The following is a 25,548-nucleotide window of genomic DNA, read 5'->3' as shown; positions in this document are numbered from 1 at the left end:
ATGCCTTTATTAGATAGTTTTAAAGTTGATCATACTAAAATGAATGCCCCTACCGTACGTGTTGCCAAAACGATGACAACACCAAAAGGCGACACCATTACCGTATTTGATTTACGCTTCTGCCGTCCGAATATTGATATTCTGCCTGTACGAGGTATTCACACAATGGAGCACCTTTTTGCAGGATTTATGCGAGATCACCTAAATAGCAAAAGCGTAGAGATTATTGATATTTCACCAATGGGCTGTCGCACTGGTTTTTATATGTCGCTAATTGGTACGCCTTCAGCACAAGAAGTCGCGAATGCGTGGGAAGCATCAATGAACGATGTATTAAACAAAATTCCAGATGTATCTGCCATTCCAGAACTTAATGAATACCAATGTGGATCTTACAAAGAACATTCATTGGAAGAAGCTCATAATATTGCGCGTAATGTTTTAAATACAGGCATCGGAATTAACCACAACGAAGATTTGGCATTAGATGAAAAATTACTAAACCTATAGTTCTGTGATGTTGATCGAATAGCACATCAGGCTATACAAGCGGTCAAATTTACTCACAACATTGCAAAATCAACAAATTAAGGGGTAAATCGCCATTTACCCCTACTTTTTATATTTGGAAATCATTAATTTATGTTTGAAAAACTCTTTAGATGGTTTGAGGCAAGGGTGGAAACCTACCCCAATGAAATGCCACAAACGCCAAAATCAGGCTTAATTCCCTTCATTTTTGATGCTACAAAAGGTATGCGGATTTATATTTTAATTCTGACAATCTTTGTGGCAGCAGTTGGCGTTATTGAAGCTATTTTGTTTCAATTTATGGGCGATTTAGTTGATTGGATCAACACATATTCCCCATCTGAGCTCTGGGCAGAAAAAGGTTGGACAATCATAGGAATGTTTTTTATTGCAATACTTGCCGTTGTGTTCGTTTATCTCGCCAGCAGCATTCGCTTCCAATCTTTGCAAGGGGTTTTCCCAATGCGTTTACGTTGGAATTTTCATCGCTTAATGTTAGGACAAAGTTTAGGTTTCTATCAAGATGAATTTGCTGGCAGGGTATCTGCAAAAGTAATGCAGACCGCACTCTCCGTGCGTGACGTAATGATGACTTGTGCAGATATGCTTGTTTATGTACTCGTTTATTTTACTACCTCAAGTGTGATTTTATTGCAGCTAGATGGCTGGCTATTTGTGCCGTTCATCTTATGGGTTATCTCACTTGGCGCAACTATTATCTATTTTGTACCCAAACTTGCTCAAGCTGCCCAAGAGCAATCTGATGCTCGAAGCCTTATGACAGGAAGAATTACCGACGCTTACTCAAACATCGCAACCGTAAAATTATTCTCTCACGGTAACCGTGAATCCGCCTACGCAAAAGAGTCAATGGAAGAATTTATGGTTACCGTGCATAAACAAATGCGTTTGGTTACCGTCATTGAAACGATCACCAACCTCACCTCTATGGCGTTAATCATTTCAACCGCAGGTATCGGTTTATGGCTTTGGGGCTCAAGTGTTGTAACGGCAGGGGCAATTGCCACCTCAACTGCTTTAGCACTACGAATCAAAGGTTTATCACAATGGATTATGTGGGAATTTGCCCGTCTATTTGAAAATTTAGGTACCGTGCAAGATGGTATGATGACACTTTCTAAGCAACATAATGTCGTAGATAAAGAAAATGCCCAGCCATTAAATGTAACGAAAGGCGAAATTAAATTTGAGAATGTCGATTTTGCCTACGATGTAAAAAAACCATTACTGAAAGATTTTAACTTAACCATTAAACCAGGTGAAAAAGTGGGCTTAGTCGGTCGCAGTGGAGCAGGTAAATCAACGCTAACTAACTTATTACTGCGTTTTTACGATATTCAAGGCGGCTCAATTACAATTGACGGGCAGAATATTCGAGACATCACGCAAGAAAGCCTCCGCTCACAAATTGGTTTGGTTACACAAGACACTTCTCTACTCCACCGATCTGTGCGTGAAAACTTAATGTATGGTCGCCCAACCGCAACGGAAGCAGAAATGATCAACGCTGTAGAACAAGCTGCCGCCAGCGAATTTATTCCCAACCTTCAAGATGCCAAAGGTAGAACAGGGTTTGATGCCCACGTCGGCGAGCGAGGCGTTAAGCTCTCGGGCGGACAACGCCAACGCATTGCCATCGCCCGTGTAATGCTCAAAGATGCCCCCATTCTATTACTAGATGAGGCAACCAGTGCCTTAGATTCCGAAGTGGAAGTGGCTATTCAAGAAAATTTAGCTAAGCTGATGGAAGGCAAAACGGTCGTAGCAATTGCTCACCGCCTCTCCACCATTATGGCGATGGACAGATTAATTGTGCTAGATAAAGGCGAAATTGTCGAACAAGGCACGCACGAAGAGCTACTTGCCCACAACGGCGTTTACGCCCGACTTTGGGCTCACCAAAGTGGCGGGTTCTTGCCAGAGCACACGGATATCTAAGTCCGGATCTCATACTCTTTTTAAGATCAAGCGGTCATTTTTAGTGTAACATTTGCAAATTTTTCAGCAAAAATGACCGCTTGCTTACCAATTAAAATCACCTTAAAACTTACACCGAAACTATCAAAAATTTGCAAGATTTCTCCCCTTTTTTCAGGTATCATTACGCCATTCATAACAATAATTTTGGAGCAAATTGTGTCTTCCCTTTGGTCTGATTGCCTTAATCACTTACAAACGAAAGTATCGCCAACCGACTACAGCACTTGGCTACGTCCTCTACAGGCCAGTTCTGACAATGGAGAACTCACGCTTTATGCTCAAAATCAATTTGTTGAAAATTGGGTTAAAGACAAATTTTTATCCGAAATTACCGATCTTGCTCGCTTTTTAGCTAAAAATGATAATTTAGCTGTTACGCTAAAAGTGGGTATTAAGCCCACCGAGCAACCAAAACCCCAACTTGGTACTCAAAACGCACCATCAGAATTTGCCAATACGGGCTTTAAAACAGGCTTAAATCCGCATCAAACTTTTGATAATTTTGTACAAGGCCGCTCCAACCAACTAGCGAAATTGGTGGCTCAACAAGTGGTAGATAATTTAGGTGAAAGCCATTGCAATCCACTCTCTTTCTATGCGGGCACAGGCTTAGGCAAAACCCACTTATTACACGCGATTGGTAATGAGTTAATCAAACGCAATCCAACCATTCGTGTGCTATATATCCATCTTGAGCGTTTTTATCGAGATATTATTAAAGCAATTAATAGCTCCAATAGTGATGCGGAAAAAATTAAGAAGTTCTATCGTTCACTAAATGTATTAATGATTGATGATATTCAATTCCTAGCAAATAAGCCAAAAGTTCAAGAAGAGTTTTTACATCTATTAAATGCACTATTTGAACAGAAAAAACAGATTATTCTGACTTCTGATATATTACCTAAAAATATTGATAAAATTGACACGGCGATTAAATCTCGTTTAAGTGGCGGTATTAGTGCCACGATTGAGCCACCTGAATTAGAAACCCGAGTAGCCATTCTTCGCCAAAAAGCCTTAGAACGAGGTGCAGATTTGCAAGAAGAGGCCGCTTATTTGATGGGGCAAAAACTCCGTACGAATGTGCGTGAATTAGAAGGTGCATTAAACCGTGTCATTGCGTGGCAAAAACTCACACTCCGCCCAATTACTGTTGATGCCGTACGTGAAACCTTACAAGATCTATTCGCCTCATTCGATTACTTAATTACGCTTGAAAATATTCAGCGAATTGTAGCGGAATATTATGGCATTAAAGTGGCAGATATTAAATCGAAAAGCCGTGCGAGAAGCGTTGCCCGCCCTCGCCAAATGGCGATGGCATTAGCAAAAGAGCTTACTAATCATAGCTTGCCTGAAATTGGCAGAGAATTTGGCGGACGAGATCACACAACTGTGCTACACGCCTGCAAAACGATTAATGAATTACGTGATACTGAAAGTGGCATCCAAGAAGATTATATTAATTTAACTCGTAAATTATCATCTTAAGCCGTTAAGAATAAAGGAATGATTATGCAAATTACGATTACTAGAGACCAGTTACTTAAACCTTTACAACAAGTATGCAGCGTATTGAGCAGCCGCCCAACTTTGCCAGTCATTAACAATATTTTGTTAAGAATTGAAGGCGATCGTTTATCCTTAACAGGAACAGATTTAGAAGTTGAATTGACCACCCAAGCTCAGCTACTACAAGCGGTCGATTTTGCTGGAAAATTTACCATTCCAGCAAAAAAATTCTTAGATATCAGCAAAAGTTTGCCTGATGACAGCGTGATTTCAGTTGAATTTGAAGAAGATAAAGCCCTCATCAAAGCAGGTCGTAGTAAATTTAGCCTAGCTACTTTGCCTGCCAGCGACTATCCAAATTTAATGGATTGGAGCCCTGAAGTCGATTTTTCTATTGAGCAATCTACTCTTGCACGACTTATTGATGCAACCCAATTTTCAATGGCAAACCAAGACGCCCGATATTTCTTAAACGGTATGAAGTTTGAAACCGAAGGTAACTTGTTACGCACAATAGCAACAGACGGACATCGTTTAGCTGTTTGTACTATGGTGTTAAACCAGGAGCTTTTAACCCATTCCGTTATTGTGCCACGAAAAGCCGTTCTTGAACTTTCACGTTTGGTGTCTGCAAGCAATGACGAAGTACGTTTAGAGATTGGTTCAAGCAATATTCGTATTACGATGAATGGTATCGTATTTACCTCCAAACTCATTGACGGCAGATTTCCAGACTACCGCCGAGTACTTCCTCGCAACGCAGATCGTATTTTAGAAGCTGACACTGAAACCTTAAAACGTGCTTTAATGCGTGCCGCGATTCTTTCAAACGAAAAATTTAGAGGCGTACGCTTAACGCTAAGCAACAACTTACTTAAAATTACCGCTAATAATCCAGAGCAAGAAGAAGCTGAAGAGATGATTGATGTCGCCTACGACAGCCCAGAAATGGAAGTCGGCTTTAATGTAAGCTATGTGTTAGACGTGCTAAACACTTTAAAATGCCAACGAGTACGCTTCAGCCTAGTTGATTCTAGCTCAAGCTGCTTAATTGAAGATTGTGATAACCCCTCTGCAGAATATGTAATTATGCCGATGCGTCTATAATCCTAGATGCTCTAAATAATAAGCCCCTATTTGATCTGCCCCCAAAAGTTAACACTGATTAAGGTGCAGATTTTTTATGCCTAAATACAACTAATCTTTCAAACAGCAAATCAATGTTATCTCCAAAACAGTAAATCGGATCATTAACACTATAACAATCAGCTGCTAGCGAAAACAAAAAGGACTAAGCCCGTACAATACAGAACTTAGTCCTTAAATTAAAATAGCCTAAATTTTCAATTTAGATCAAAACGTATAGCTTTTCGATACTACGTATTGATTAGTGAGCCAAAGGGCGAGCTAAACGATAGTTAGCAGCAGCTTTTTTCGCACCAAGCACACAAGCTACAAAGGTTAATAGTGTACTAATCAACCAAAATAGACCAGAATATAGTGCAGCTTTACGAGCAGCTTCTTCAGCAGCAGCTAAAGCTTGTTCTGCTTTAGCTTTAGCATCAGCAACAGCTTGCTCAATTTTAGCTTTATATTCTTGATAAGCAGAAACTGCTTCATTGCGAATTTGCTGAGCTTCAGCTTCGCTTAAACCTTCATTTTTTAACTGAACGATGATTTTATCACCTGTTAACGCATTCTCAATTTCAGCAGCACGTTTTTTAGCATAATCATCTAGATTTTTCCAAGTCTCAATGCTGGTAAAGTCCATATTTTTGATTTCATTTTTAGTGGTATTAACCATTTTTTCTACCACATTAGCAGACGCACTGATTTGCTCTTTAGAGAATGTATCGTTGTTTTTAGCAACCCATTGTTCAATATCTTCAAGACTGATGTTGCCAGTAACTTGTTGATAAAGCTCTTGTGCTTTATTGGCAATGATATTAATCACATTACCTGATTCTCCAGCAGATGCCTCTTCTAGTTCTTCAGAAATAATAGAACCGATAGAACTTGAACTGATAACACTCGTAGTTACACTAGCTGTCGAATTGATCGCAGAACCTGCAGTACGAGCAACGTTACCTAGCCCGTTCATAGTTGAAAAAGTAGTGATAACGATGATAGTAGCGGCAGTCAAGATACCCGTTAAGGCAGCATCTTTTGGTAAGATGTCAGTGCCATCACCAAATAAAGCTTCAGGTGCTGATGCCTTAACAGCAAAATAGCCTGCAACAAAAGCACTGATTAAAGCTGTGATAACAGCATAAACGCCTGCAGCAATGCCAGCACCGCTTAAATCCAATGACAAGAATGAACCGACAACTAACGCTAAAGCAAACATAACCATGCTAACAACTAAGCCCATAACAAGCCCAGCCAAAATGCCGCGCCACGAAGGTCGTCTAGCTGACGTATATGAATGTTGCATATTTTCTCCTAATAACCAATAAATAAAATAATATGAAATAGGGATTACTTATTTATCCAAAAAGCAACCTTATTAATTTACTTAGGCCAACTAAATGAGCTAGCCATTTGATAAACGTTATCTTAATTCAATACATTTACCAAATAAAAAGCGATTGATTGAATTTAAATTTTAAAATTGATTGAAATAAATTTTCAATTAAAAATACTTCAAGCAAAATAAACCATCAAAATAAATTACTATCAATAGAAAAAAGAGAATACTTTCCTTTTCACTTTACGCTTCTATTATAATCAAATTTATTTTTTGATAGTAGTTTTTTTAATAAGTTTTTACTACTTTTGTAACAATTATTACAATATTCTAGGTTTCTAATCATCCACTATGGCAAGAAATTTGTTTTTCTATGAAAAAATTAACCCTCAACATCAAAAATATAAAAGCCTGATTGACTTTCTATTTTCAATCAGGCTTTATTTTTATAAATTATTCAAACGCACATCAATTAAGGTTTGCTCTTGAGGAGCCGCATTTAATCTAGCTTGTTCATAAGCCATTTTAGCGGCAGGCTTATCGCCTTTTGCAACAAGAATATCGCCAATTAGGATTTGCTTACGTAACTCCCACGCTTTATCTTGAATCTGAGTAAGACCTGCAAGTGCTTCATCGTAAGATTTTAATTGGTAATCCACTTGTGCTAAACGAAAACGAGCCAAAGTTTTCAATGTAGAATCAGATTGAGTTAAAGCAGATTGTAACGCTACTTTAGCTGCAAAAAAATCGCCTTTTTCGACCGCCTGTTTTGCTTGCTCAAATTGTGCAAAAGTCGCATAGCTTGAATCTTGATTATCCGCAATAAACTTTTCTACAAGCGGTTGATTTTTATTTGGATTTTGCAAATAGCTCTCCATCACACGCTGATATGATGCGGAAGTCTTTTGTGCCGTTTCAAGCTGATGGTTTTTCCAAAAATTCCACCCCAAACTGGCTGCACAAACTAAAATAATTGCGACTAAAATAGGGGTACCATTTTCCTTAAACCAATTTTTGGCATCTTCAAACTGCTGTTCTTCGGTTTTATTTAAATATTCGTTACTCATTTTTTCTCCTAAAATCGTTTATTAAGTTCAGCAATTAGTTCTGATTGTGCAATCGTGATCTGCTCAGAACCTGAACGTAGGTCTTTGATAACCACTTTTTTTTCTGCCACTTCACTTTCGCCAATTACTAAGGCAATCTTTGCTTCCATTTTATCTGCACGTTTAAATTGTTTTTGGAATTTTCCACCTGAACAGTGGCTCATTACACGCAGTTGCGGTATTTCAGTACGAATTTGTTCTGCAATTTCGAAGGCATTTACGGTTGAGCCTTCGCCCGAGAAAACAAGATAAACATCAACTGCTTTGGGTAAATCAATCTTTTTGTTCACTTCTTGCACAAGCAATACTAAACGCTCTAACCCCATTGCAAAACCAACACCTTGTGTTGCGTGTCCGCCAAGCTGCTCAACTAAACCATCATAACGCCCACCACCGCAAACAGTACCTTGTGAACCTAAAGCGGAAGTAACCCATTCAAATACAGTTTTGTTGTAATAATCTAACCCACGTACTAATTTGGGGTTGACTTCGTAACAAATGCCCATTGCATCAAGTAAACCACATAATTGAGCAAAATGCTCACGGCTCTCATCATCTAAATAATCAAGCAATTTTGGTGCCTCATTTAGCACTGCTTGTAATGTTTCATTTTTTGTATCGAGAATACGCAGTGGGTTTTTTACTAAACGCTCTTTCTCTTCCTCACTCATTAAAGCGGTGTGATTTTCCAAAAATTTTACCAATGCCGACCGATAATTTGCTCGAGCCTCTAATGAACCAATGGAATTAAGTTGAAGCGAAACGTGTTGCTCAATGCCCAACGCTTTCCAAAGGCGAGCAGTTAAAAGAATTAATTCTGCATCAATTTCGGGATTAGGAATACCGAAAACCTCAACACCCGCTTGATGAAATTGGCGATAACGTCCTTTTTGTGGGCGTTCATGGCGGAACATTGGTCCTATATACCACAAGCGTTGTTCGTTATTATAAATCCAGCCACGCTCAATTGCTGCACGCACACAACCTGCTGTGCCTTCGGGGCGAAGGGTTAATTGCTCATCATTATCCCAGAATGTGTACATTTCTTTAGATACCACATCGGTGACTTCGCCAATCGCACGAGCAAATAACGGCGTACTTTCAACAATTGGCATACGCACTTCTGAATAGCCGTAACAGGCTAATACGTGACGTACTTTTTCTTCAACCCATTGCCATAATGGAGACTCAGTAGGTGAACAATCGTTCATTCCACGAATTGCTTGTATTGTTTTTGCCACAGTTTTATTCCTATTTATTTACAATATCTATACGGTTGTTCTGTTGTGCCACTCTAGCACGGATTTTAGCTTCTAGTTGGTCAATTAATTTTGCATTATCAAAACGCTCTTTTTGACGCACGCCATCTAAATAAAAACCACTCATTTTATTACTGCCCGTTACGCCTAAATCAGAGATCAGTGCTTCACCTGGACCATTGACCACACAACCGATAATAGAAACATCCATCGGGGTGATAATATCTTCTAAACGCTGCTCTAGCTCGTTTACTGTTGCAATCACATCAATTTCTTGGCGTGAGCAAGTTGGACAAGCAATAAAGTTAATGCCACGTGAGCGGATACGCAGAGATTTTAAAATATCAAAACCCACTTTAATTTCTTCTACTGGATCGGCAGCCAGAGAAATACGTAAAGTATCACCAATACCTTCCGCTAATAACAAGCCTAGCCCAACCGCAGATTTTACAGATCCCGCTCTTGCCCCACCTGCTTCCGTGATCCCTAAATGTAGCGGCTGATCTATTTGTTTTGCAAGCAGTCGATAAGATTCAACCGCTAAGAACACATCTGAAGCTTTCACACTTACTTTAAATTGATCAAAATTGAGACGATCAAGATGATCCACGTGACGTAATGCTGACTCCAACAACGCTTGTGGCGTAGGTTCGCCATACTTCTCTTGCAAATCACGCTCAAGTGATCCTGCATTAACGCCAATGCGGATTGGAATATTTTTATCTCTTGCACAATCAACTACCGCACGAATACGCTCTTCATTACCAATATTACCCGGATTAATACGCAGGCAATCTACGCCGTATTCCGCCACTTTTAACGCAATACGATAATCAAAATGAATATCCGCAACCAACGGCACATTCACTTGCTGTTTAATCACTTTAAATGCTTCCGCAGAATCCATTGTTGGTACAGAAACACGCACAATGTCTGCCCCAACACGTTCTAACGCTTTAATTTGAGCTACTGTTGCCTCCACATCTGTGGTGCGTGTATTGGTCATTGATTGTACAGAAATCTGGGCATCTCCCCCTACTGGCACATTACCGACATAAATTTTTTTCGATACCCGACGTTTAATTGGTGATTGATGTATCATATTCTTTCTAGTAGTTAAAAGTTGTAGAACAGAAAACACTCGTAGAAAATAACGACGAAACGGTTATATTTACGTGCGTTTTATTCTTAAGAAGATTATTGCAACGGCAAACGGATACGAGCAACACGTCCATCAATTTTTAACGGTACTTCCTCTCCTTTGTAGTAAATTTTTACGTTTGCTGGCGCGCCGATGGTTAAGCGGTATTGCTCATTTTCATTAAAGGTTAATACTTCGCCATTACTGTAAAGCTTCTCCGCTAAACGTTTATTTTTAGCATTTCTTACCGTAACCCAACTTTGTGAGCCAGTAATTTCAATGCGTAATTCATCATTGCCTACCGCTACTGGTGGCTCTGCTACGTCAACATCTATTATCGTTTCTGCTTTTTGCAAAACATTCGCAGGTTCAGTCGTTATTTCTGTTTCAGTTTTTGGTTGCTCCGCAGTTTGTTCTTGTGCAGGTAACAATTCTTCAGACTGAACTGGTTGTTCAATAACTAACGCATTAGATTCCTCTGGTAAATCGTTCGCAATTTGAGCAATAGGTGCTGAATTAACTAGCTGCTCACGATTTTCCTGATCTTTTTGATAACCTTGCCACCACCATAAAAGTGTCATACCTAACGCAGCTAAAAGCACTAATATGGTTAAATATTTTAATGCTTTACCCTGCGAATTAGACGATGATCGTACAGGAGCAACTTTTGTAACCTCTTTCGGAATAGTTACCTCACCATAATTGACAGAAGAAACCAATGATTCGGGCAACCGTAAAAATTTCACATAATTACGTACATAACCACGCACAAAGGTTGGAGCAACATTTTTTAAAATAAAAATATCATTTTCAATAGAATCAATATGTGATTTTTTTAGATTTGTTTTTTGAGCTACTTCTACAATTGAAAGATTTAATGCCTCACGAGCTGCTCTTAATTTCTGCCCTAAAGTGAGAGCTGAATTAGGCTGCTCCTGAATAGGATTCACTGATTCGGTCATATAACACTCTTGAAATAAAATAGTGGAAATAAAATTCAAAAATTACTCGAAAGTTTAAAGAGGTAATGCCCATTTTGCAATCGTAACGAGCAAAAATCTTAAAAATTTAGCAAACAATCGGCCATATTTAAAAAATTTTTTGCAAATTTCATTAAAAATATGACCGCTTGTATCTCAGAAAATTTAAGAAGCTAAAGAGGCTTTTGCTGCCGCAATTGCTTCTGCAATACGCTGTGGATTTACTCCACCTTTAGCACAACGTTTTTCTAAGCAGGATTCTAATGACAGAATAGGATAAACATCATCGCTAATTGTGTGGTGGAATTGTTGGAATTCGCTAATGCTTAATGCCTCAAGTGGCTCTTTTTTGCTGATGGCATAAACCACGGCTTCCCCCACAATATGATGTGCTTCACGAAATGGCACCCCCTTCACTACAAGGTAATCCGCTAATTCAGTTGCATTTGCATAGCCTTGCTGTGCGGCTTCACGAGTACGTTCCGTATTCACTTGAATATCAACCAACACTAATTCTGCAATTTCCAAACAAGCTTGCCAAGTTTCAAGGGCATCAAAAATACCTTCTTTGTCTTCTTGCATATCTTTGTTATAAGCAAGTGGTAAACCTTTTAAAGTGGTTAAAAGCCCTGTTAATGCCCCAAATACACGCCCTGATTTACCACGAATTAGCTCGCAAGCATCTGGGTTTTTCTTCTGTGGCATAAGTGATGAGCCTGAAGTGACGCGATCAGACATTTCAAGAAAGCCCGATTCGCCGCTATTGAAAATAATCAAATCTTCGGCAAAACGTGATAAATGCACCATACTGATGGCAGCAGTTGAAAGTAATTCCAAAATATGATCGCGGTCTGACACGCTATCTAAACTGTTACGCGTCGCTTCTTCAAAGCCTAAATCACGGGCAAGGAGATCACGATCAATACCATAAGCAGTTCCCGCTAATGCACCCGAACCAAGTGGACAAGTGCTCATACGTTTATTCGCATCATTTAAACGGCTGAAATCACGCTCAAGCATTTCATAATATGCCATACACCAATGGGCAAAGGTAACAGGCTGTGCACGTTGCAAGTGCGTGTAGCCAGGCATTACCGAATTTTGATTCTCTTCCGCCACGGAAACTAAACGTTCCTGCAACGCACGAATACGCTCTTGCAACGCCGTTGCTTGTACTTTGCACCACATTTTAATGTCTAACGCAACTTGGTCATTACGGCTACGCCCAGTGTGCAATTTTTTACCTAAATCACCTACTTTCTCAATTAACTTAGATTCAACCCAGCTGTGGATATCTTCTGCATCATCTTTTAAGATGATGGTTAAATTAGCCTCCACCTCCGCACGCACTTCTTTCAATGCTGCAATCAGCTGTTCTAACTCTGCTTCCGTTAAAATACCGACTGATGTAATCGCTTTTGCCCAACCTATTGACCCTTCAATATCTTGAATGACTAAGCGATAATCAAAACGTAATGAGTCATTAAAATATTTAAATTTTGCATCTGCTTGTTGTGTAAAACGTCCACCCCAAAGAGCCATAATTCTATTCCTTTTATATTATCAAAATGAAAAGGTGCTTTATCGCCTTCCTTTTTTGCTTGTGCTATTTTGCATAAACATGCAAAATATTTCAATATTTATTAAAATTATTTTAGCTGTGCTTCAATAATTCCACCGCCTAGGCAAACTTCACCTAAATAAAACACGGCTGATTGACCTGGCGTCACTGCAATTTGCGGCTCATCAAATACCACGCGAATAGTTTCATCATCAATTACTTGAATTTCACAGGCAATATCTGCCTGACGATAACGAGTTTTCACAGTACAACGTAAATTTTCACGCAGTGGTTGCATATCTACCCAGGTGAGTTGTTTTGCAATTAAGCCTGTTGAAAGTAGTGCTGAATTATCGTGCCCTTGAGCCACCACCAGAACATTCTTGATGAGATCTTTCTCCACCACATAAAACGGATCTTCACTCAAGCCTTTTACACCACCAATCCCTAAACCTTTACGCTGACCGAGTGTGTGGTACATTAAACCATCGTGGCGACCAACCACTTTCCCCTCCACCGTGCGAATTTCGCCAGGTTGAGCTGGCAGGTAGCGTGCTAAGAAATCTTTAAATTTACGCTCACCGATAAAACAAATTCCAGTCGAATCTTTTTTCTTCGCCGTTGCCAAGCCCAAATCTTCAGCAATAGCCCGCACAATCGGCTTTTCAATTTCGCCGACAGGGAATAAACTCTGCCCAACTTGCTTTTTATTGATAGCGTATAAAAAATAGCTCTGATCTTTATTTTCATCTAAACCACGCAGTAATTTTGCGTTTTGATCGTCCTCACTACGGCGAACGTAATGCCCTGTGGCGATATAGTTTGCACCAAGATCTTCTGCCGCATATTCCAAAAATGCTTTGAATTTGATCTCTTTGTTACACAAGATATCAGGATTTGGCGTACGTCCTGCTTTATATTCTGCTAAGAAATATTCAAATACGTTGTCCCAATATTCCGCTGCAAAATTGATTTTATGCAATTTTATTCCCAGCTTATCAGCCACAGCTTGAGCATCCGCTAAATCAGCGGCTGCAGTGCAGTAATCTGTGTCATCATCTTCTTCCCAATTTTTCATAAACAAGCCCTCAACGATATAGCCTTGTTGTTGAAGAATAAAAGCAGAAACAGAGGAATCTACCCCACCTGACATACCAATAATCACTTTTTTCTTAGCATTTTCAGCAAGCTGTTCTGGCGTTAGTTTAGGGAAATGGATATCATACGTTTTTGAGGTTAATTGAGTTGTCATAAGTCTCCCGTAACTTCGGTTAAGGCGAAGCACATTGGTTTGTTATAAAAGCAGCAAGCGGTGAAATTTGCAAAAAATTTTGCAAATCGTACCGCTTATACATAGATAATAAAATTTAGAGTGTAAAGATAAATTACTTCACTTCGTAAAATTGTGGTTCTTTATTAAAATGTGCTACTTCTTCAGGATCTGCCGTGCCGTCTGCGATTTTCGATTTTAAGTTATCACAGGGCTCTTCACAGTCGCACATTTTTTTCATACCTAAAGCGGTAATGCCACCACAACTGCCTTTGATGGTTTTACCTTTCACAATAAAGCCAATTGACATTGCAAAAATCACTGCAATAAAAAAACCAAAGGTTAATAATACTGTTTCCATTTTACACTCCAACTATTGTAATTGAATCAATTTTTTAAATTCGCTCGACATTTGCGACTCAAACTTGTCACCATTTTTAATAATTAAAAATATCGCTAACTTTTCACGCTCTGCCAGTGCCAAGGCTTTTTCTGCGCCTAGTACAAATAAGCCCGTTGATAATCCGTCTGCTGTCATTGTCGTTGGGGAAAATACGGTTATAGACGCTAAATTATGACTCACTGGGCTTAATTTTTTAGGGTCGATAATATGTGAAAGGCGGTTGCCCCTTTCATCTTCAAAATAATTTCTATAATTACCCGATGTTGCCATACCTAAATTATGTAAAGGCACTGTAATTTGTGCAGATTGAGATTGCTCCATTATAGGCTGTTCAATTGCAATTCGCCAATCTAATCCTTTTAAATTTTTACCTTTACCACGCAGCTCACCACCGATTTCTACTAAGTAGTTGCTCACACCTGCATTTTCAAGATATTCCGCTAGCTTATCTACGCCAAAACCTTTCGCAATAGAAGATAAATCTAAATAAAGATTAGGCACCGTTTTAGTCAGCGTTGGCTTATCACCCATTTTTAGGTTGATTTTATCAATGCCAACATAGCTAGACAATTCTTTAATTTTCTCGTCAGAAGGCACTATGTTTAAACGCTTATCGGGTCCAAATCCCCATAAATTTACTAGTGGCCCAACCGTAATATCTAGTGCCCCTTCTGTCATTTTATTTAAACGAATAGCCTCTTCCACTACTTTTGCAAAATCTTGCGAAATTTCAACCGCTTGGTTCGCTTCTTTGAGTTGATTAAATTGGCTAATTTCAGAATCTGGTTGGTAAGTGGACATTTGGTTGTTCACTTCAACTAATAAACCATCTAACTCATTTTTTACTTTTTCAGGATTAGCTAAGTTCTTCACTTCGCCATTATCAATATATTTGACTGTGTAAGTCGTTCCCATTGTTTTGCCTTGCAAGACGATTTGCTCTGGGGCTTTTCCGCAAGCGGTTAAAATAAAAAGAGTAGTACATAGAAGAAATAATTTTTTCATGAGGATTAATAGGCTTAAGAATTTGGCAGAATTATAGCATATTCTATACTTAAATTAGCACGGTATATCTCTGTAAAATCAATTATTTAAATTTTTTACGACAAAAATAAACTGTTTTTCAATACGACTAATGGTTCTCTCAGTGAAATGAAAGGCTTTTTGAAGAGCTGAGATATCGAAATTTTTATTTTTCTACCCTATATGAATATGAAATAGCAAGCGGTTGATTTTACAAAAAACTCTGCAAAATCAACCGCTTGTTGTTTATTGAAACGAAGGCCTATTAGCCGCCGAAATCATCTAACAAGATGTTTTCATCTTCAACACCTAAGCTTTTCAGCATACCGATTACGGCTGCATTCATCACTGGTGGACCACACATATAATATTCGCAGTCTTCAGGGGCTTCGTGATTTTTGAGATAGTTCTCGTAAAGCACGTTGTGAATGAAGCCACGGAAGTAGTCTTCACGGTCACCTGGTAGTGGATCAGAAAGTGCTACATACCATTTGAAGTTATCGTTTTCTGCTTGAAGCATATCGAAGTCTTCGGTATAGAACATTTCACGCTCTGAACGAGCACCGTACCAGAAGGTCATCTTACGTTTAGATTTTAAGCGTTTTAATTGGTCAAAAATATGCGAACGCATTGGTGCCATACCTGCGCCACCACCAATAAATACCATTTCTGCATCAGTATCTTTGGCGAAGAATTCACCAAATGGACCAGAAATTGTTACTTTGTCGCCCGCTTTTAATGACCAAATATATGAAGACATTTGTCCTGGAGGAGCATCAGGCTGTTTTGGTGGAGGTGTCGCAATACGCACATTTAGCATAATAATACCTTTCTCCTCTGGGTATGAAGCCATTGAGTAAGCACGGATAATATGCTCATCCACTTTTGAGACATAACGCCATAAGTTAAATTTATCCCAGTCTTCGTGGTATTCTTTTGGAATATCGAAGTCTTTATAATTAACGGTATGTGGCTCTGCTTCAATTTGGATATAACCACCAGCACGGAATGGCACCTCTTCACCCTCAGGAATTTGAAGTTTAAGCTCTTTGATGAAAGTTGCTTTGTTATCATTAGAAATAACAGTACATTCCCATTTTTTCACGCCAAAGATTTCTTCTGGAAGTTCAACATCCATTGAAGATTTCACGTTTACTTGACATGCTAAACGCCAGCCTTCTTTCGCTTCTTTCTTCGAAATGTGTGATAACTCAGTTGGGAGAATTTCACCGCCGCCTGATTTCACTTGCACTTTACATTGCCCACAAGAGCCACCACCACCACAAGCTGAGGAAACGAAAATCCCTTTGCTCGCTAAAGCACCGAGTAATTTTCCGCCAGCTGGAAGAGTGATGTCTTTTTCTGGATCATTGTTGATCGAAATTGTGATATCGCCAGAATCTACTAATTTAGATTTAGCTAAAAGGATAATCACCGCAAGCACTAATACCAGAGCAGTAAATGCGATAATACCGAAAATAAAATTACTATCCACGATATGCTCCTATAATTGAATGCCTGAAAACGACATAAAGCCTAACGCCATTAAACCTGCTGAGATAAAAGTAATCCCTAAGCCACGAAGACCTGCTGGAATATCTGAATATTTCATTTTTTCAGTTAAACCTGCAAGTGCAACGATTGCTAACATCCAACCTAGACCTGCACCAATCCCGTAAACTACAGATTCGCCCAAATTGTACTCACGTTGTACCATAAATGATACACCACCAAAGATTGCACAGTTTACCGCAATAAGGGGAAGGAAAATACCAAGTGCAGAGTAAAGTGCAGGGAAGTATTTATCTAATACCATTTCTAGAATTTGAACAATCGCAGCAATAATACCGATAAACGTAATAAAGTTAAGGAAAGTGAGATCTACACCTTCAACTAATGCACCTTCTTTTAAAATATGCTCATAAACCAATTGGTTTGCTGGCACAGAAATAGCTAGTACAACAGTAACTGCAATACCTAAACCAAAAGCTGTTGAAACTTTTTTAGATACTGCAAGAAATGTACACATACCTAAGAAGAATGCAAGTGCCATATTCTCAACGAAAATGGACTTCACTAATAAACTAAGATAATGTTCCATCTTATTTCTCCACTTGCTCTGGTTTCCACGTTCTTAATCCCCAAATAATAAAACCGATGATAAAGAACGCACTTGGTGCTAATAAGAATAAACCATTTGCTTGGTACCAGCCGCCATCTTGCACCGTTTGGAAAATAGTTACACCAAACAATTTACCAGAGCCAATTAATTCACGGAAGAAACCTACAACAATTAACATTGCACCATAACCTAAACCATTACCGATGCCATCAACAAAACTTTCCATAGGGGAAGATTTCATTGCAAATGCTTCTGCACGTCCCATTACGATACAGTTAGTAATAATAAGCCCTACAAATACTGAGAGCTGTTTAGACAAACCGTAAGCATAAGCACGTAAGATTTGATCGACTACAATTACCAATGAAGCAATAATGGCCATTTGAACAATAATACGAATGCTATTTGGAATATAGTTACGGATTAATGCAATAAAGAAACTTGAGAAAGCTGTTACAAAACTGACAGCAATCGCCATTACAAAGGCTGTTTCTAATTTTGTTGTTACCGCTAAAGCAGAACAGATACCTAAGATCTGTAATGCAATCGGGTTACTATTGACTATTGGATTCAATAATAACGATTTGAGATTACTTTTCTCAGCCATTAGTTAGCCCTCGCTTTTAATTTTGCTAAATAAGGTCCAAAAGCATTTTCTCCGAACCAATATTTAAAAGTACCATCAACACCTTTTGATGTTAGTGTTGCACCAGATAGTCCATCAATACCGTGATCTTTATTAGCTGAAGCACCTTTAGCCACAATAATTGCAGATTGACCTTGCTCATTTTGTAATTTTTTACCAACAAAGTTTTGTTGCCAACGAGGATTTTCAATCTCTCCACCTAATCCAGGTGTTTCACCATGATCGTAGAAAGTAATCCCTTTAATTGTATTAGCATCTGGTTCAACAGAAACAAAACCATACATCACAGACCATAAACCTGTACCGTAAATTGGCAGTACAATTTGGTTTACTTTATTCTCACTATCCTTAACTAAATACACTTCCGCATATTTTGCACGAGTACGAATGCCAGCTTTATCTTGCTCTGGCTGAATTTTCACACTTTGTTCAGGATCTTTAGCGGCTGCTTTAGCATCAAAGTTAGTTACGCCCTCTACATATTCGCCTGTCTGTAAATCAACAATTTTAGCTTCAATATTTTTTGCATAAATATCTTTAATTTCGCTTGATTTAGTATCTTGTGGTAATAGACCAGCAACACTTAAGATATTTTTTTGTTTATCAAGGGCTTTTTGTTCTTCTTGAGTAGGCTTTAACAATACAGCAGAACCAGCCACAATTAAAGCACAAACTAAACTAAGCAGAACAACAACGGTAATGGTTCCGCCAACGCTATCTTTGTTAAATTTAGCCATTGTTTGATACCCTCGCTAATCTACGTTTGATATTCCCTCTAACTACTAAGTAGTCAAAGATTGGGGCAAATAAGTTAGCAAATAAAATTGCCAACATCATACCTTCTGGATATGCTGGGTTTACCACACGAATTAATACACACATAAAGCCAATTAAAAGGCCGTATGCCCATTTACCTTTATTAGTAAAAGATGCAGATACTGGGTCGGTTGCCATAAAGAACATACCTAATGCAAAGCCACCTAACACTAAATGCCAGTGCCAAGGCATTGAAAATAATGGGTTAGTGTCAGAGCCAATAACATTAAATAATGTTGATGTTGCAGCCATACCAATCATAACACCAGCAATGATTCGCCAAGAAGCAATACGAGCAAAGACAATAATTGCAGCACCAATAATAAGCATTAATGTAGAAGTTTCACCTATAGAACCTGGAATATTACCTAAAAATGCATCCATCCAAGTAATAGTTTCGCCTGTTGCAATATGTTGTAATGCACCTTGACCACCAACTGCCCATTGAGAAAGTGCAGTTGCACCAGAGAAGCCGTCAGCAGCAACCCATACCGCATCACCAGAAATTTGTGCTGGATAAGCAAAGAATAGGAATGCACGACCTGCAAGTGCTGGGTTCATAAAGTTTTTACCTACACCACCAAATACCTCTTTCGCCACTACAACACCAAAGGTGGTTGCGAGAGCTGCTTGCCAAAGCGGTAGTGTTGGTGGAACAATTAATGCTAATAAGATTGAGGTTACGAAGAAACCTTCGTTGATCTCATGCTTACGCACCATTGCAAATATAACTTCCCAAAAACCACCCACTGCAAATACCGTTAAATAAATGGGTAGAAAATAAGTTGCACCTAAGACCATTTTAGTTCCCCAACCTGCATCGGTTACAGAACCTAAGCTGTTTGCAAAACTATAGTGCCAGTCATTTGCAATTAAATCACTTAATGTACCTAAATTTAATGCTGCCAAAATACCTTGGTGCCCTACATTGTACATCCCGTAGAACATCGCTGGGAATAATGCTAACCATACAATTAACATCATACGCTTAGAGTCAATTGCATCACGCACATGAGCATCTTTACGAGTCACTGTACCTGGGGTATAGAAAATCGTATAGGCAGCTTCAAACAGTGTGTACCACCTTTCATACTTTCCCCCTTTATGGAAAGCGGGTTCCATTTTTTCAAAAAGATTTTTCAAACCCATTTTTAACCATCCTTCTCGATCTTATCTAACGCTTCACGTAACAATGGTCCCCAGTTGTTTTTACCAGAGCACACAAAAGTACACAACGCTAAATCTTCTTCATCTAACTCTAAACAGCCCAAAGCTTGAGCAGAATCTGTATCTCCAGCTGCTAAATCACGCAGTAATAATGTAGGAATAATATCCAATGGCATTACTCGCTCATAAGCACCTGTTGGTACCATCGCACGCTCACTACCATGCACAGCAGTTGTAAAGTTAAATAATTTTTTAGCAAAATGCCCAACCGTTGTACGTGTAATAGAGTACTTATCTGCATAAGGTGCGATCATACCGAAAAATGCTTTTTCACGCCCTTCTAACAACGCAGAAACTTGTAATGCATAACGACCTAAATAATCGTGAGGACCAACTGCCGTAGTTCCACACAATACTGAGCCTGAAATCACACGGTTTTCACCCGCTTTTAATTCATTTGAGGTAAGTTGAGAAAGGTTTGCACCTAAACGCGTACGAACCAAACGAGGACTTTTCACTTGTGGACCAGCGAGTGCTACAACACGATCAGTAAATAATTCACCTGTAGTAAATAATTTACCTATTGCAATCACATCTTGATAATTTAAATACCAAACCTGCTTATTCATTCCTACAGAATCAATAAAGTGAATATGCGTACCCGCAAGGCCTGCTGGGTGTGGACCTTTAAAACGGTTTATTTGCACATTACTAATTTGACGACTTTGTACTGCACTTAAAATATGAGAGTTCTCACTACCACAAAGATGAATCGTTTTTTGATCCTCAAATAAACGACTTAATACCGTTAAGCCATCAAAGAACGCTTGCTGGTGCTCAGCAATAACCACTTCAGGATTTGCAGCAAGTGGATTTGTATCCATTGCATTCACAAAAATTGATGAAGGATTTGCCTCTAATGCAGGCACTTTACTGAATGGGCGAGTACGGAAAGCCGTCCATAAGCCTGATTCAACTAAGTTTTGTTTCACTTGCTCTGAAGTTAATGAAGCTAATTGATCAGCACCATAACAAGCAAAGGTAATTTGCTCATCACCCTCAACCTTAATTACTACTGATTGAAGAATTCGTCTTTCGCCACGATTAATTGCCGTAACAGAACCGCTTGCAGGTGCAGTAAAAACAACACCAGGATTCTTTTTATCCTCAAAAAGAACCTGACCTTTCTTCACTACATCACCTTCACGCACCTTCATTGAAGGACGCATACCTATATATTCTTCACCAAGCATAGCAACTTCAGTAACGGTATTACCGTTATGGATTACTTGCTCAGGCTCTCCTGAAATTGGAAGATCTAAGCCTTGTTTGATTGTAATCATATTGTTTGCACTACTTTTTCTTTTGGGTTAAAAATATGATTGCGAATAACGCAATCGCTTCTATTGAGCCGCAGCCGAAACTTGATAAACGAATTCCCCCACTTATCAAAAGGCTACATTAAGTTCTCAAATCTGTTCTATACCTTTATTATTTTTTAACAAAAGATTAACTAAAAATATAATCGTCTATTCTACCTAAAAATTCCCCCTTATGGCTAGAAAAACCCCCTCTTTTTTACTTTTCCTCTTCCAAAATTTGAAGTAAATCAATATTTTTACTCCGTAAAATTAAATAGTACCTATGAATGGGTATAAATATTTTAGGCAAGCGGTCAAATTTTCTTGTTGATTTGCGATTATCCCATCAAGTTATAATCAGCCTATCTTATCTCAAAAACAAGCGGCGATTTTTAGCTAGGCAATTTTCAAATTCAGGCGTAGAATAGTTGATGATTTTTATAGAATATTTTTTATTACAGGACAAGATAAAATGGAAGAGAAAACGATTCATATTTCAATTTCAGATGCCGCACAGGCCCATTTTTCAAGGCTTTTAGAGCAACAAGAAGAAGGCACAAACATCCGTATTTTTGTCGTCAATCCAGGCACGCCTGGCGCAGAATGTGGGGTGTCTTATTGTCCGCCGAATGCAGTAGAAGAAACGGATACAGAATTTACATTTAATAATTTCTCCGCTTTTGTCGATGATATGAGTTTACTGTTTTTAGACGAAGCAGAAATTGATTATGTCACGGATCCAATGGGTTCACAACTCACCCTAAAAGCACCTAATGCAAAAATGCGTAAAGTGGCTGATGATGCCCCTTTTATTGAGCGTTTAGATTATGTGATTCAGACCCAAGTCAATCCGCAGCTAGCCAGCCATGGTGGTAAAGTAACCCTTATTGAAATCACTGAAGATAAATACGCAGTGCTTCAATTTGGCGGTGGTTGTAATGGTTGCTCAATGGTTGATGTAACCTTAAAAGAAGGAATTGAAAAACAACTTTTAATGCAATTCCCAGATGAATTGGCCGGGGTAAGAGATATTACCGAACATCAACACGGCGAACACTCTTACTATTAAGAGTAAAAAAGGATAAATCGCATTGATTTATCCTTTTGCTTTTGATTAATTTTCTAATTCTGTTTTCTCTTTTGGCAACACTAAATTCATAATAATTGCCGCTATCGCACACAGGCTAATTCCCTTCAATGAAAATTCGCCCACGTTGATAAACATTCCACCAATACCAAACGTCATCACAACAGACACAATACACAAGTTACGTGCTTGCCCCATATCAACTTTCGCACGAATCAGTGTACTCATACCAACAGCCGCAATTGATCCGAACACCAACATCATAATACCGCCCATTACTACGCCTGGAATAGTTTGTAGAAATGCCCCCACTTTTCCGCAAAATGAAATCGCAATTGCCCAACAAGCGGCCCACGTCATTACACGTGGATTGAAATTTTTAGTAAGCATTACTGCCCCTGTTACTTCTGCATAGGTTGTATTTGGCGGACCACCTAAAAATGCAGCCGTTGAAGTTGCAATACCATCACCTAATAAAGTACGGTGCAAACCTGGTTTATTCATAAAATCTTTACCTGTTACTGAACTGATCGCCATAATACCACCAACGTGTTCAACCGCTGGTGCTAATGCAATCGGTAATAAGTATAAAATCGCTTCTAATTTAAACTCAGGTGTCGTAATTGTTGGCAGGCTAAACCATTCTGCTTCAATCACTTTAGTAAAATCAATTATGCCATAGATAAGTGAAAGCAGATAGCCTACTAAAATCCCAAACATAATCGGCACCAATTTCATCATTCCTTTAGCAAACACTGCAACAATTAATGTTGCCACTAAAGTTGCCATCGAAATAATTAATGCGATATTTGGATCAATCTGCGTACCTTTTGCTAATGCCATATCGACTGCAACAGGTGCAAGCCCTAATCCAATGATGATAATGACTGGTCCAACAACCACTGGTGGAAATAATTTCTCAAGAATTTTCGTCCCTTTTAGCTTAACTAGCGTACTTAACAGGAAATAAACTAAGCCAGTGAAAACTAAGCCTCCCATCGTAACAGGAATGCCCCATTGTTGAACTCCGTATTGGATAGGTGCAATAAAAGCAAATGAAGAAGCGAGAAAAATAGGCACTTGCCCTTTAGTGCAAAGTTGGAAAAGAAGAGTACCTATCCCTGCGGTTAGCAAAGCGGTATTGGGATCTAAGCCAGTAATTAACGGCATAAGAACTAAGGCACCAAATGCCACAAATAACATTTGTAAGCCAACGAATGCCTGCTTAGGCACACTGATAGTTTGATTAGTCATTTTGTTTCAACTCTCTGTTTGAATTAACGAATGATAGATAGTCACAAGCGGTCAATTTCGCAAAAAATTGGCAAATTTAACCGCTTGTCAGCTGGATTAAGCCTTACGGCTTTCTTGATGTTCTTTGGCTGCTTTTACAAAACCAGCAAATAACGGGTGACCGTCACGCGGGGTTGATGTAAATTCAGGGTGGAACTGTGCTGCCACAAACCAACGGTGATTTGGTAGTTCAATAATTTCTACTAATTTGCGATCGGCTGATAGACCTGTTACTTTTAGCCCCGCCGCCTCAATTTGTGGCAATAATTTATTATTCACTTCATAACGATGACGATGGCGTTCTTCAATCGTTTCTGCAGCATATAATTCACGTACTTTTGAACCTTCAATTAAGTGGCATTGTTGTGCACCTAAACGCATTGTCCCCCCCAAGTCCGACTCATCAGAACGAGTTTCAACATTACCTTCTGCATCCTGCCATTCGGTAATTAAACCAATCACTGGCTGAGGACAGTTTTTATCAAACTCAGAAGAATTTGCTTCAGTTAAACCGGCTACATTACGAGCGTATTCAATTAAGGCAATTTGCATACCTAAACAGATGCCGAAGTAAGGAATATTATTTTCACGAGCATATTGTGCCGTACGGATTTTACCTTCGACACCACGATAGCCAAAACCACCTGGAACTAAAATACCATCTAAGCCAGCTAATAGTTCCGTGCCTTTGGTTTCAATATCTTGCGAATCAATATATTTGATATTCACCGTTAAACGATGGGTTAAGCCTGCGTGTTTTAACGCTTCATTCACCGATTTATACGCATCTGGCAATTCCACATATTTACCTACCATACCAATAGTTACTTCTCCTGTCGGGTTCGCTTGGCGGTATAGTACTTGCTCCCACTCTGAAAGATCCGCCTCTTGGCAATTTAAGCGAAAACGCTCACATACAAATGAATCTAAACCTTGCGATTTCAATAATTCAGGAATACGGTAAATGGAATCCACATCTTTTAATGAAACGACCGCACGCTCTGGCACGTTACAGAATAAGGCAATTTTTTTCTTCTCGTTTTCAGGGATCGAACGATCTGAACGACAAATCAGCACATCTGGCTGAATACCAATTGAAAGCAACTCTTTCACTGAATGCTGAGTTGGCTTCGTTTTCACCTCGCCTGCAGTTGGAATATAAGGCACAAGAGTGAGGTGCATAAATAATGCTTTTTCACGACCGATATCGACCGCTAATTGGCGTAATGCTTCTAAAAATGGGAGGGATTCAATATCACCTACTGTGCCGCCAACCTCAACAATCGCCACATCACGACCTTTTCCACCTTCAAGTACACGTGCTTTAATTTCATTTGTAATATGAGGAATAACTTGAATTGTTGCCCCTAAATAGTCGCCGCGACGTTCTTTACGCAATACTTCAGAGTAGATTTTACCGCTGGTGAAATTATTCGCTTTGCTCATTTTTGAACGAATAAAACGCTCATAGTGACCTAAGTCTAAGTCGGTTTCCGCCCCATCTTCTGTGACAAACACTTCTCCGTGTTGAATCGGACTCATTGTACCTGGATCGACATTAATATAAGGGTCTAATTTCATAATAGTGACATTTAAACCACGAGCTTCAAGAATAGACGCAAGCGAGGCAGCTGCAATACCTTTACCTAAAGAAGATACAACACCGCCCGTTACGAAAATATAATTCGTTGTCATTTTATTGCCTTTACTGATTAATTGGATTGGAAATAGGATTACATTCTCTCAAAGAGAACTATCAGGACGGGAGCATAGTCTACAGCAAGTTAGAAAAAATTGCT

General features: G+C 39.0%; 22 protein-coding genes. 5 read left to right on the top strand and 17 right to left on the bottom strand.

Going from position 1 to position 25,548, the window contains the following annotated elements:
- The 4 genes from luxS (at window position 1) to dnaN (ending at window position 5,154) form a co-directional block, all read left to right on the top strand.
- Window positions 1-510: an S-ribosylhomocysteine lyase gene (gene luxS, locus GM698_RS07420; RefSeq protein WP_209289185.1), complete on the top strand. Its 510-nt coding sequence runs from the start codon at window positions 1-3 to the stop codon at window positions 508-510.
- 132 nt (window positions 511-642) lie between these two features.
- A complete protein-coding gene (locus GM698_RS07415; RefSeq protein ID WP_176808954.1) occupies window positions 643-2,490 on the top strand; it encodes an ABC transporter ATP-binding protein in 1,848 nt (615 codons plus the stop codon).
- 186 nt (window positions 2,491-2,676) lie between these two features.
- Window positions 2,677-4,026 (top strand): chromosomal replication initiator protein DnaA, encoded by a 1,350-nt coding sequence (gene dnaA / locus GM698_RS07410; RefSeq protein WP_176808955.1) that lies wholly within the window; start codon window positions 2,677-2,679, stop codon window positions 4,024-4,026.
- Between the two features lie 24 nt (window positions 4,027-4,050).
- Entirely contained in the window at window positions 4,051-5,154 is a 1,104-nt protein-coding gene (gene dnaN / locus GM698_RS07405; protein ID WP_176807318.1) for a DNA polymerase III subunit beta, read from the top strand.
- 280 nt (window positions 5,155-5,434) lie between these two features.
- On the opposite strand, the gene GM698_RS07400 is transcribed toward dnaN, so the two are convergent.
- The 15 genes from GM698_RS07400 to GM698_RS07330 all read right to left on the bottom strand — a co-directional run bounded on the left by GM698_RS07400 (window position 5,435) and on the right by GM698_RS07330 (window position 21,351).
- Window positions 5,435-6,481, bottom strand: a complete 1,047-nt coding sequence (locus GM698_RS07400; RefSeq protein WP_209289184.1) for a hypothetical protein — start codon at window positions 6,479-6,481, stop codon at window positions 5,435-5,437.
- Window positions 6,482-6,960: 479 nt separating this feature from the next.
- Entirely contained in the window at window positions 6,961-7,581 is a 621-nt protein-coding gene (locus GM698_RS07395; RefSeq protein WP_176807320.1) for a tetratricopeptide repeat protein, read from the bottom strand.
- 8 nt (window positions 7,582-7,589) lie between these two features.
- Window positions 7,590-8,861: a histidine--tRNA ligase gene (gene hisS / locus GM698_RS07390; RefSeq protein ID WP_209289183.1), complete on the bottom strand. Its 1,272-nt coding sequence runs from the start codon at window positions 8,859-8,861 to the stop codon at window positions 7,590-7,592.
- Between the two features lie 10 nt (window positions 8,862-8,871).
- Complete coding sequence (gene ispG / locus GM698_RS07385) at window positions 8,872-9,981, bottom strand: flavodoxin-dependent (E)-4-hydroxy-3-methylbut-2-enyl-diphosphate synthase (RefSeq protein ID WP_209289182.1); 1,110 nt, start codon at window positions 9,979-9,981, stop codon at window positions 8,872-8,874.
- 95 nt (window positions 9,982-10,076) lie between these two features.
- Window positions 10,077-10,982: a RodZ domain-containing protein gene (locus GM698_RS07380; RefSeq protein WP_209289181.1), complete on the bottom strand. Its 906-nt coding sequence runs from the start codon at window positions 10,980-10,982 to the stop codon at window positions 10,077-10,079.
- A 183-nt stretch (window positions 10,983-11,165) separates the two neighbouring features.
- Window positions 11,166-12,542 (bottom strand): argininosuccinate lyase, encoded by a 1,377-nt coding sequence (gene argH / locus GM698_RS07375; protein ID WP_209289180.1) that lies wholly within the window; start codon window positions 12,540-12,542, stop codon window positions 11,166-11,168.
- A 107-nt stretch (window positions 12,543-12,649) separates the two neighbouring features.
- A complete protein-coding gene (gene mnmA / locus GM698_RS07370) occupies window positions 12,650-13,813 on the bottom strand; it encodes a tRNA 2-thiouridine(34) synthase MnmA (RefSeq protein WP_209289179.1) in 1,164 nt (387 codons plus the stop codon).
- 133 nt (window positions 13,814-13,946) lie between these two features.
- Complete coding sequence (gene nqrM, locus GM698_RS07365) at window positions 13,947-14,192, bottom strand: (Na+)-NQR maturation NqrM (RefSeq protein ID WP_176809231.1); 246 nt, start codon at window positions 14,190-14,192, stop codon at window positions 13,947-13,949.
- A gap of 12 nt (window positions 14,193-14,204) precedes the next feature.
- Window positions 14,205-15,239: an FAD:protein FMN transferase gene (locus GM698_RS07360; protein ID WP_209289178.1), complete on the bottom strand. Its 1,035-nt coding sequence runs from the start codon at window positions 15,237-15,239 to the stop codon at window positions 14,205-14,207.
- A 283-nt stretch (window positions 15,240-15,522) separates the two neighbouring features.
- On the bottom strand, window positions 15,523-16,752 hold the full coding sequence (nqrF, locus tag GM698_RS07355) for an NADH:ubiquinone reductase (Na(+)-transporting) subunit F (RefSeq protein WP_176807328.1): 1,230 nt from the start codon (window positions 16,750-16,752) through the stop codon (window positions 15,523-15,525).
- 9 nt (window positions 16,753-16,761) lie between these two features.
- The gene (gene nqrE, locus GM698_RS07350) at window positions 16,762-17,358 is read right to left on the bottom strand and encodes an NADH:ubiquinone reductase (Na(+)-transporting) subunit E (RefSeq protein ID WP_176807329.1); all 597 of its coding nucleotides are present in this window, start codon (window positions 17,356-17,358) and stop codon (window positions 16,762-16,764) included.
- 1 nt (window position 17,359) lies between these two features.
- Window positions 17,360-17,986: an NADH:ubiquinone reductase (Na(+)-transporting) subunit D gene (locus tag GM698_RS07345; protein WP_159628471.1), complete on the bottom strand. Its 627-nt coding sequence runs from the start codon at window positions 17,984-17,986 to the stop codon at window positions 17,360-17,362.
- Entirely contained in the window at window positions 17,986-18,762 is a 777-nt protein-coding gene (locus tag GM698_RS07340) for a Na(+)-translocating NADH-quinone reductase subunit C (protein ID WP_176807330.1), read from the bottom strand. Before GM698_RS07340 ends, GM698_RS07345 begins: the two co-directional genes overlap by 1 nt.
- Window positions 18,755-19,990, bottom strand: a complete 1,236-nt coding sequence (locus tag GM698_RS07335) for an NADH:ubiquinone reductase (Na(+)-transporting) subunit B (protein WP_159628473.1) — start codon at window positions 19,988-19,990, stop codon at window positions 18,755-18,757. Before GM698_RS07335 ends, GM698_RS07340 begins: the two co-directional genes overlap by 8 nt.
- Window positions 19,991-19,992: 2 nt before the next feature.
- The gene (locus tag GM698_RS07330; RefSeq protein ID WP_159628474.1) at window positions 19,993-21,351 is read right to left on the bottom strand and encodes a Na(+)-translocating NADH-quinone reductase subunit A; all 1,359 of its coding nucleotides are present in this window, start codon (window positions 21,349-21,351) and stop codon (window positions 19,993-19,995) included.
- Window positions 21,352-21,841: 490 nt separating this feature from the next.
- On the opposite strand from GM698_RS07330, the gene nfuA reads away from it, so the two are divergent.
- Entirely contained in the window at window positions 21,842-22,438 is a 597-nt protein-coding gene (gene nfuA / locus GM698_RS07325) for a Fe-S biogenesis protein NfuA (RefSeq protein ID WP_176807332.1), read from the top strand.
- Window positions 22,439-22,483: 45 nt separating this feature from the next.
- On the opposite strand, the gene GM698_RS07320 is transcribed toward nfuA, so the two are convergent.
- Together GM698_RS07320 and GM698_RS07315 are read right to left on the bottom strand one after the other, a co-directional pair.
- A complete protein-coding gene (locus GM698_RS07320; RefSeq protein WP_209289177.1) occupies window positions 22,484-23,710 on the bottom strand; it encodes a uracil-xanthine permease family protein in 1,227 nt (408 codons plus the stop codon).
- 96 nt (window positions 23,711-23,806) lie between these two features.
- A complete protein-coding gene (locus tag GM698_RS07315; protein WP_159628476.1) occupies window positions 23,807-25,444 on the bottom strand; it encodes a CTP synthase in 1,638 nt (545 codons plus the stop codon).
- Between the last annotated feature and the right edge of the window lie 104 nt (window positions 25,445-25,548).

This window comes from Mannheimia sp. ZY171111 (assembly GCF_017750945.1).
GTDB lineage: Bacteria > Pseudomonadota > Gammaproteobacteria > Enterobacterales > Pasteurellaceae > Mannheimia > Mannheimia pernigra.
The sequence above is the reverse complement of the archived record's forward strand: the minus strand, read 5'-3'. Positions and strand labels throughout refer to the sequence as shown.

Excerpts from the sequence above, each read along its gene's own strand:
- GM698_RS07335 (WP_159628473.1), bottom strand. The coding sequence starts at position 19,990 with ATGGGTTTGAAAAATCTTTTTGAAAAAATGGAACCCGCTTTCCATAAA.
- nfuA (WP_176807332.1), top strand. The coding sequence starts at position 21,842 with ATGGAAGAGAAAACGATTCATATTTCAATTTCAGATGCCGCACAGGCC.
- GM698_RS07315 (WP_159628476.1), bottom strand. The coding sequence starts at position 25,444 with ATGACAACGAATTATATTTTCGTAACGGGCGGTGTTGTATCTTCTTTA.
- luxS (WP_209289185.1), top strand. The coding sequence starts at position 1 with ATGCCTTTATTAGATAGTTTTAAAGTTGATCATACTAAAATGAATGCC.
- GM698_RS07400 (WP_209289184.1), bottom strand. The coding sequence starts at position 6,481 with ATGCAACATTCATATACGTCAGCTAGACGACCTTCGTGGCGCGGCATT.
- GM698_RS07330 (WP_159628474.1), bottom strand. The coding sequence starts at position 21,351 with ATGATTACAATCAAACAAGGCTTAGATCTTCCAATTTCAGGAGAGCCT.
- GM698_RS07380 (WP_209289181.1), bottom strand. The coding sequence starts at position 10,982 with ATGACCGAATCAGTGAATCCTATTCAGGAGCAGCCTAATTCAGCTCTC.
- GM698_RS07340 (WP_176807330.1), bottom strand. The coding sequence starts at position 18,762 with ATGGCTAAATTTAACAAAGATAGCGTTGGCGGAACCATTACCGTTGTT.
- GM698_RS07320 (WP_209289177.1), bottom strand. The coding sequence starts at position 23,710 with ATGACTAATCAAACTATCAGTGTGCCTAAGCAGGCATTCGTTGGCTTA.
- nqrM (WP_176809231.1), bottom strand. The coding sequence starts at position 14,192 with ATGGAAACAGTATTATTAACCTTTGGTTTTTTTATTGCAGTGATTTTT.
- GM698_RS07360 (WP_209289178.1), bottom strand. The coding sequence starts at position 15,239 with ATGAAAAAATTATTTCTTCTATGTACTACTCTTTTTATTTTAACCGCT.
- argH (WP_209289180.1), bottom strand. The coding sequence starts at position 12,542 with ATGGCTCTTTGGGGTGGACGTTTTACACAACAAGCAGATGCAAAATTT.
- GM698_RS07415 (WP_176808954.1), top strand. The coding sequence starts at position 643 with ATGTTTGAAAAACTCTTTAGATGGTTTGAGGCAAGGGTGGAAACCTAC.
- GM698_RS07345 (WP_159628471.1), bottom strand. The coding sequence starts at position 17,986 with ATGGCTGAGAAAAGTAATCTCAAATCGTTATTATTGAATCCAATAGTC.
- GM698_RS07395 (WP_176807320.1), bottom strand. The coding sequence starts at position 7,581 with ATGAGTAACGAATATTTAAATAAAACCGAAGAACAGCAGTTTGAAGAT.
- nqrE (WP_176807329.1), bottom strand. The coding sequence starts at position 17,358 with ATGGAACATTATCTTAGTTTATTAGTGAAGTCCATTTTCGTTGAGAAT.
- ispG (WP_209289182.1), bottom strand. The coding sequence starts at position 9,981 with ATGATACATCAATCACCAATTAAACGTCGGGTATCGAAAAAAATTTAT.
- mnmA (WP_209289179.1), bottom strand. The coding sequence starts at position 13,813 with ATGACAACTCAATTAACCTCAAAAACGTATGATATCCATTTCCCTAAA.
- dnaN (WP_176807318.1), top strand. The coding sequence starts at position 4,051 with ATGCAAATTACGATTACTAGAGACCAGTTACTTAAACCTTTACAACAA.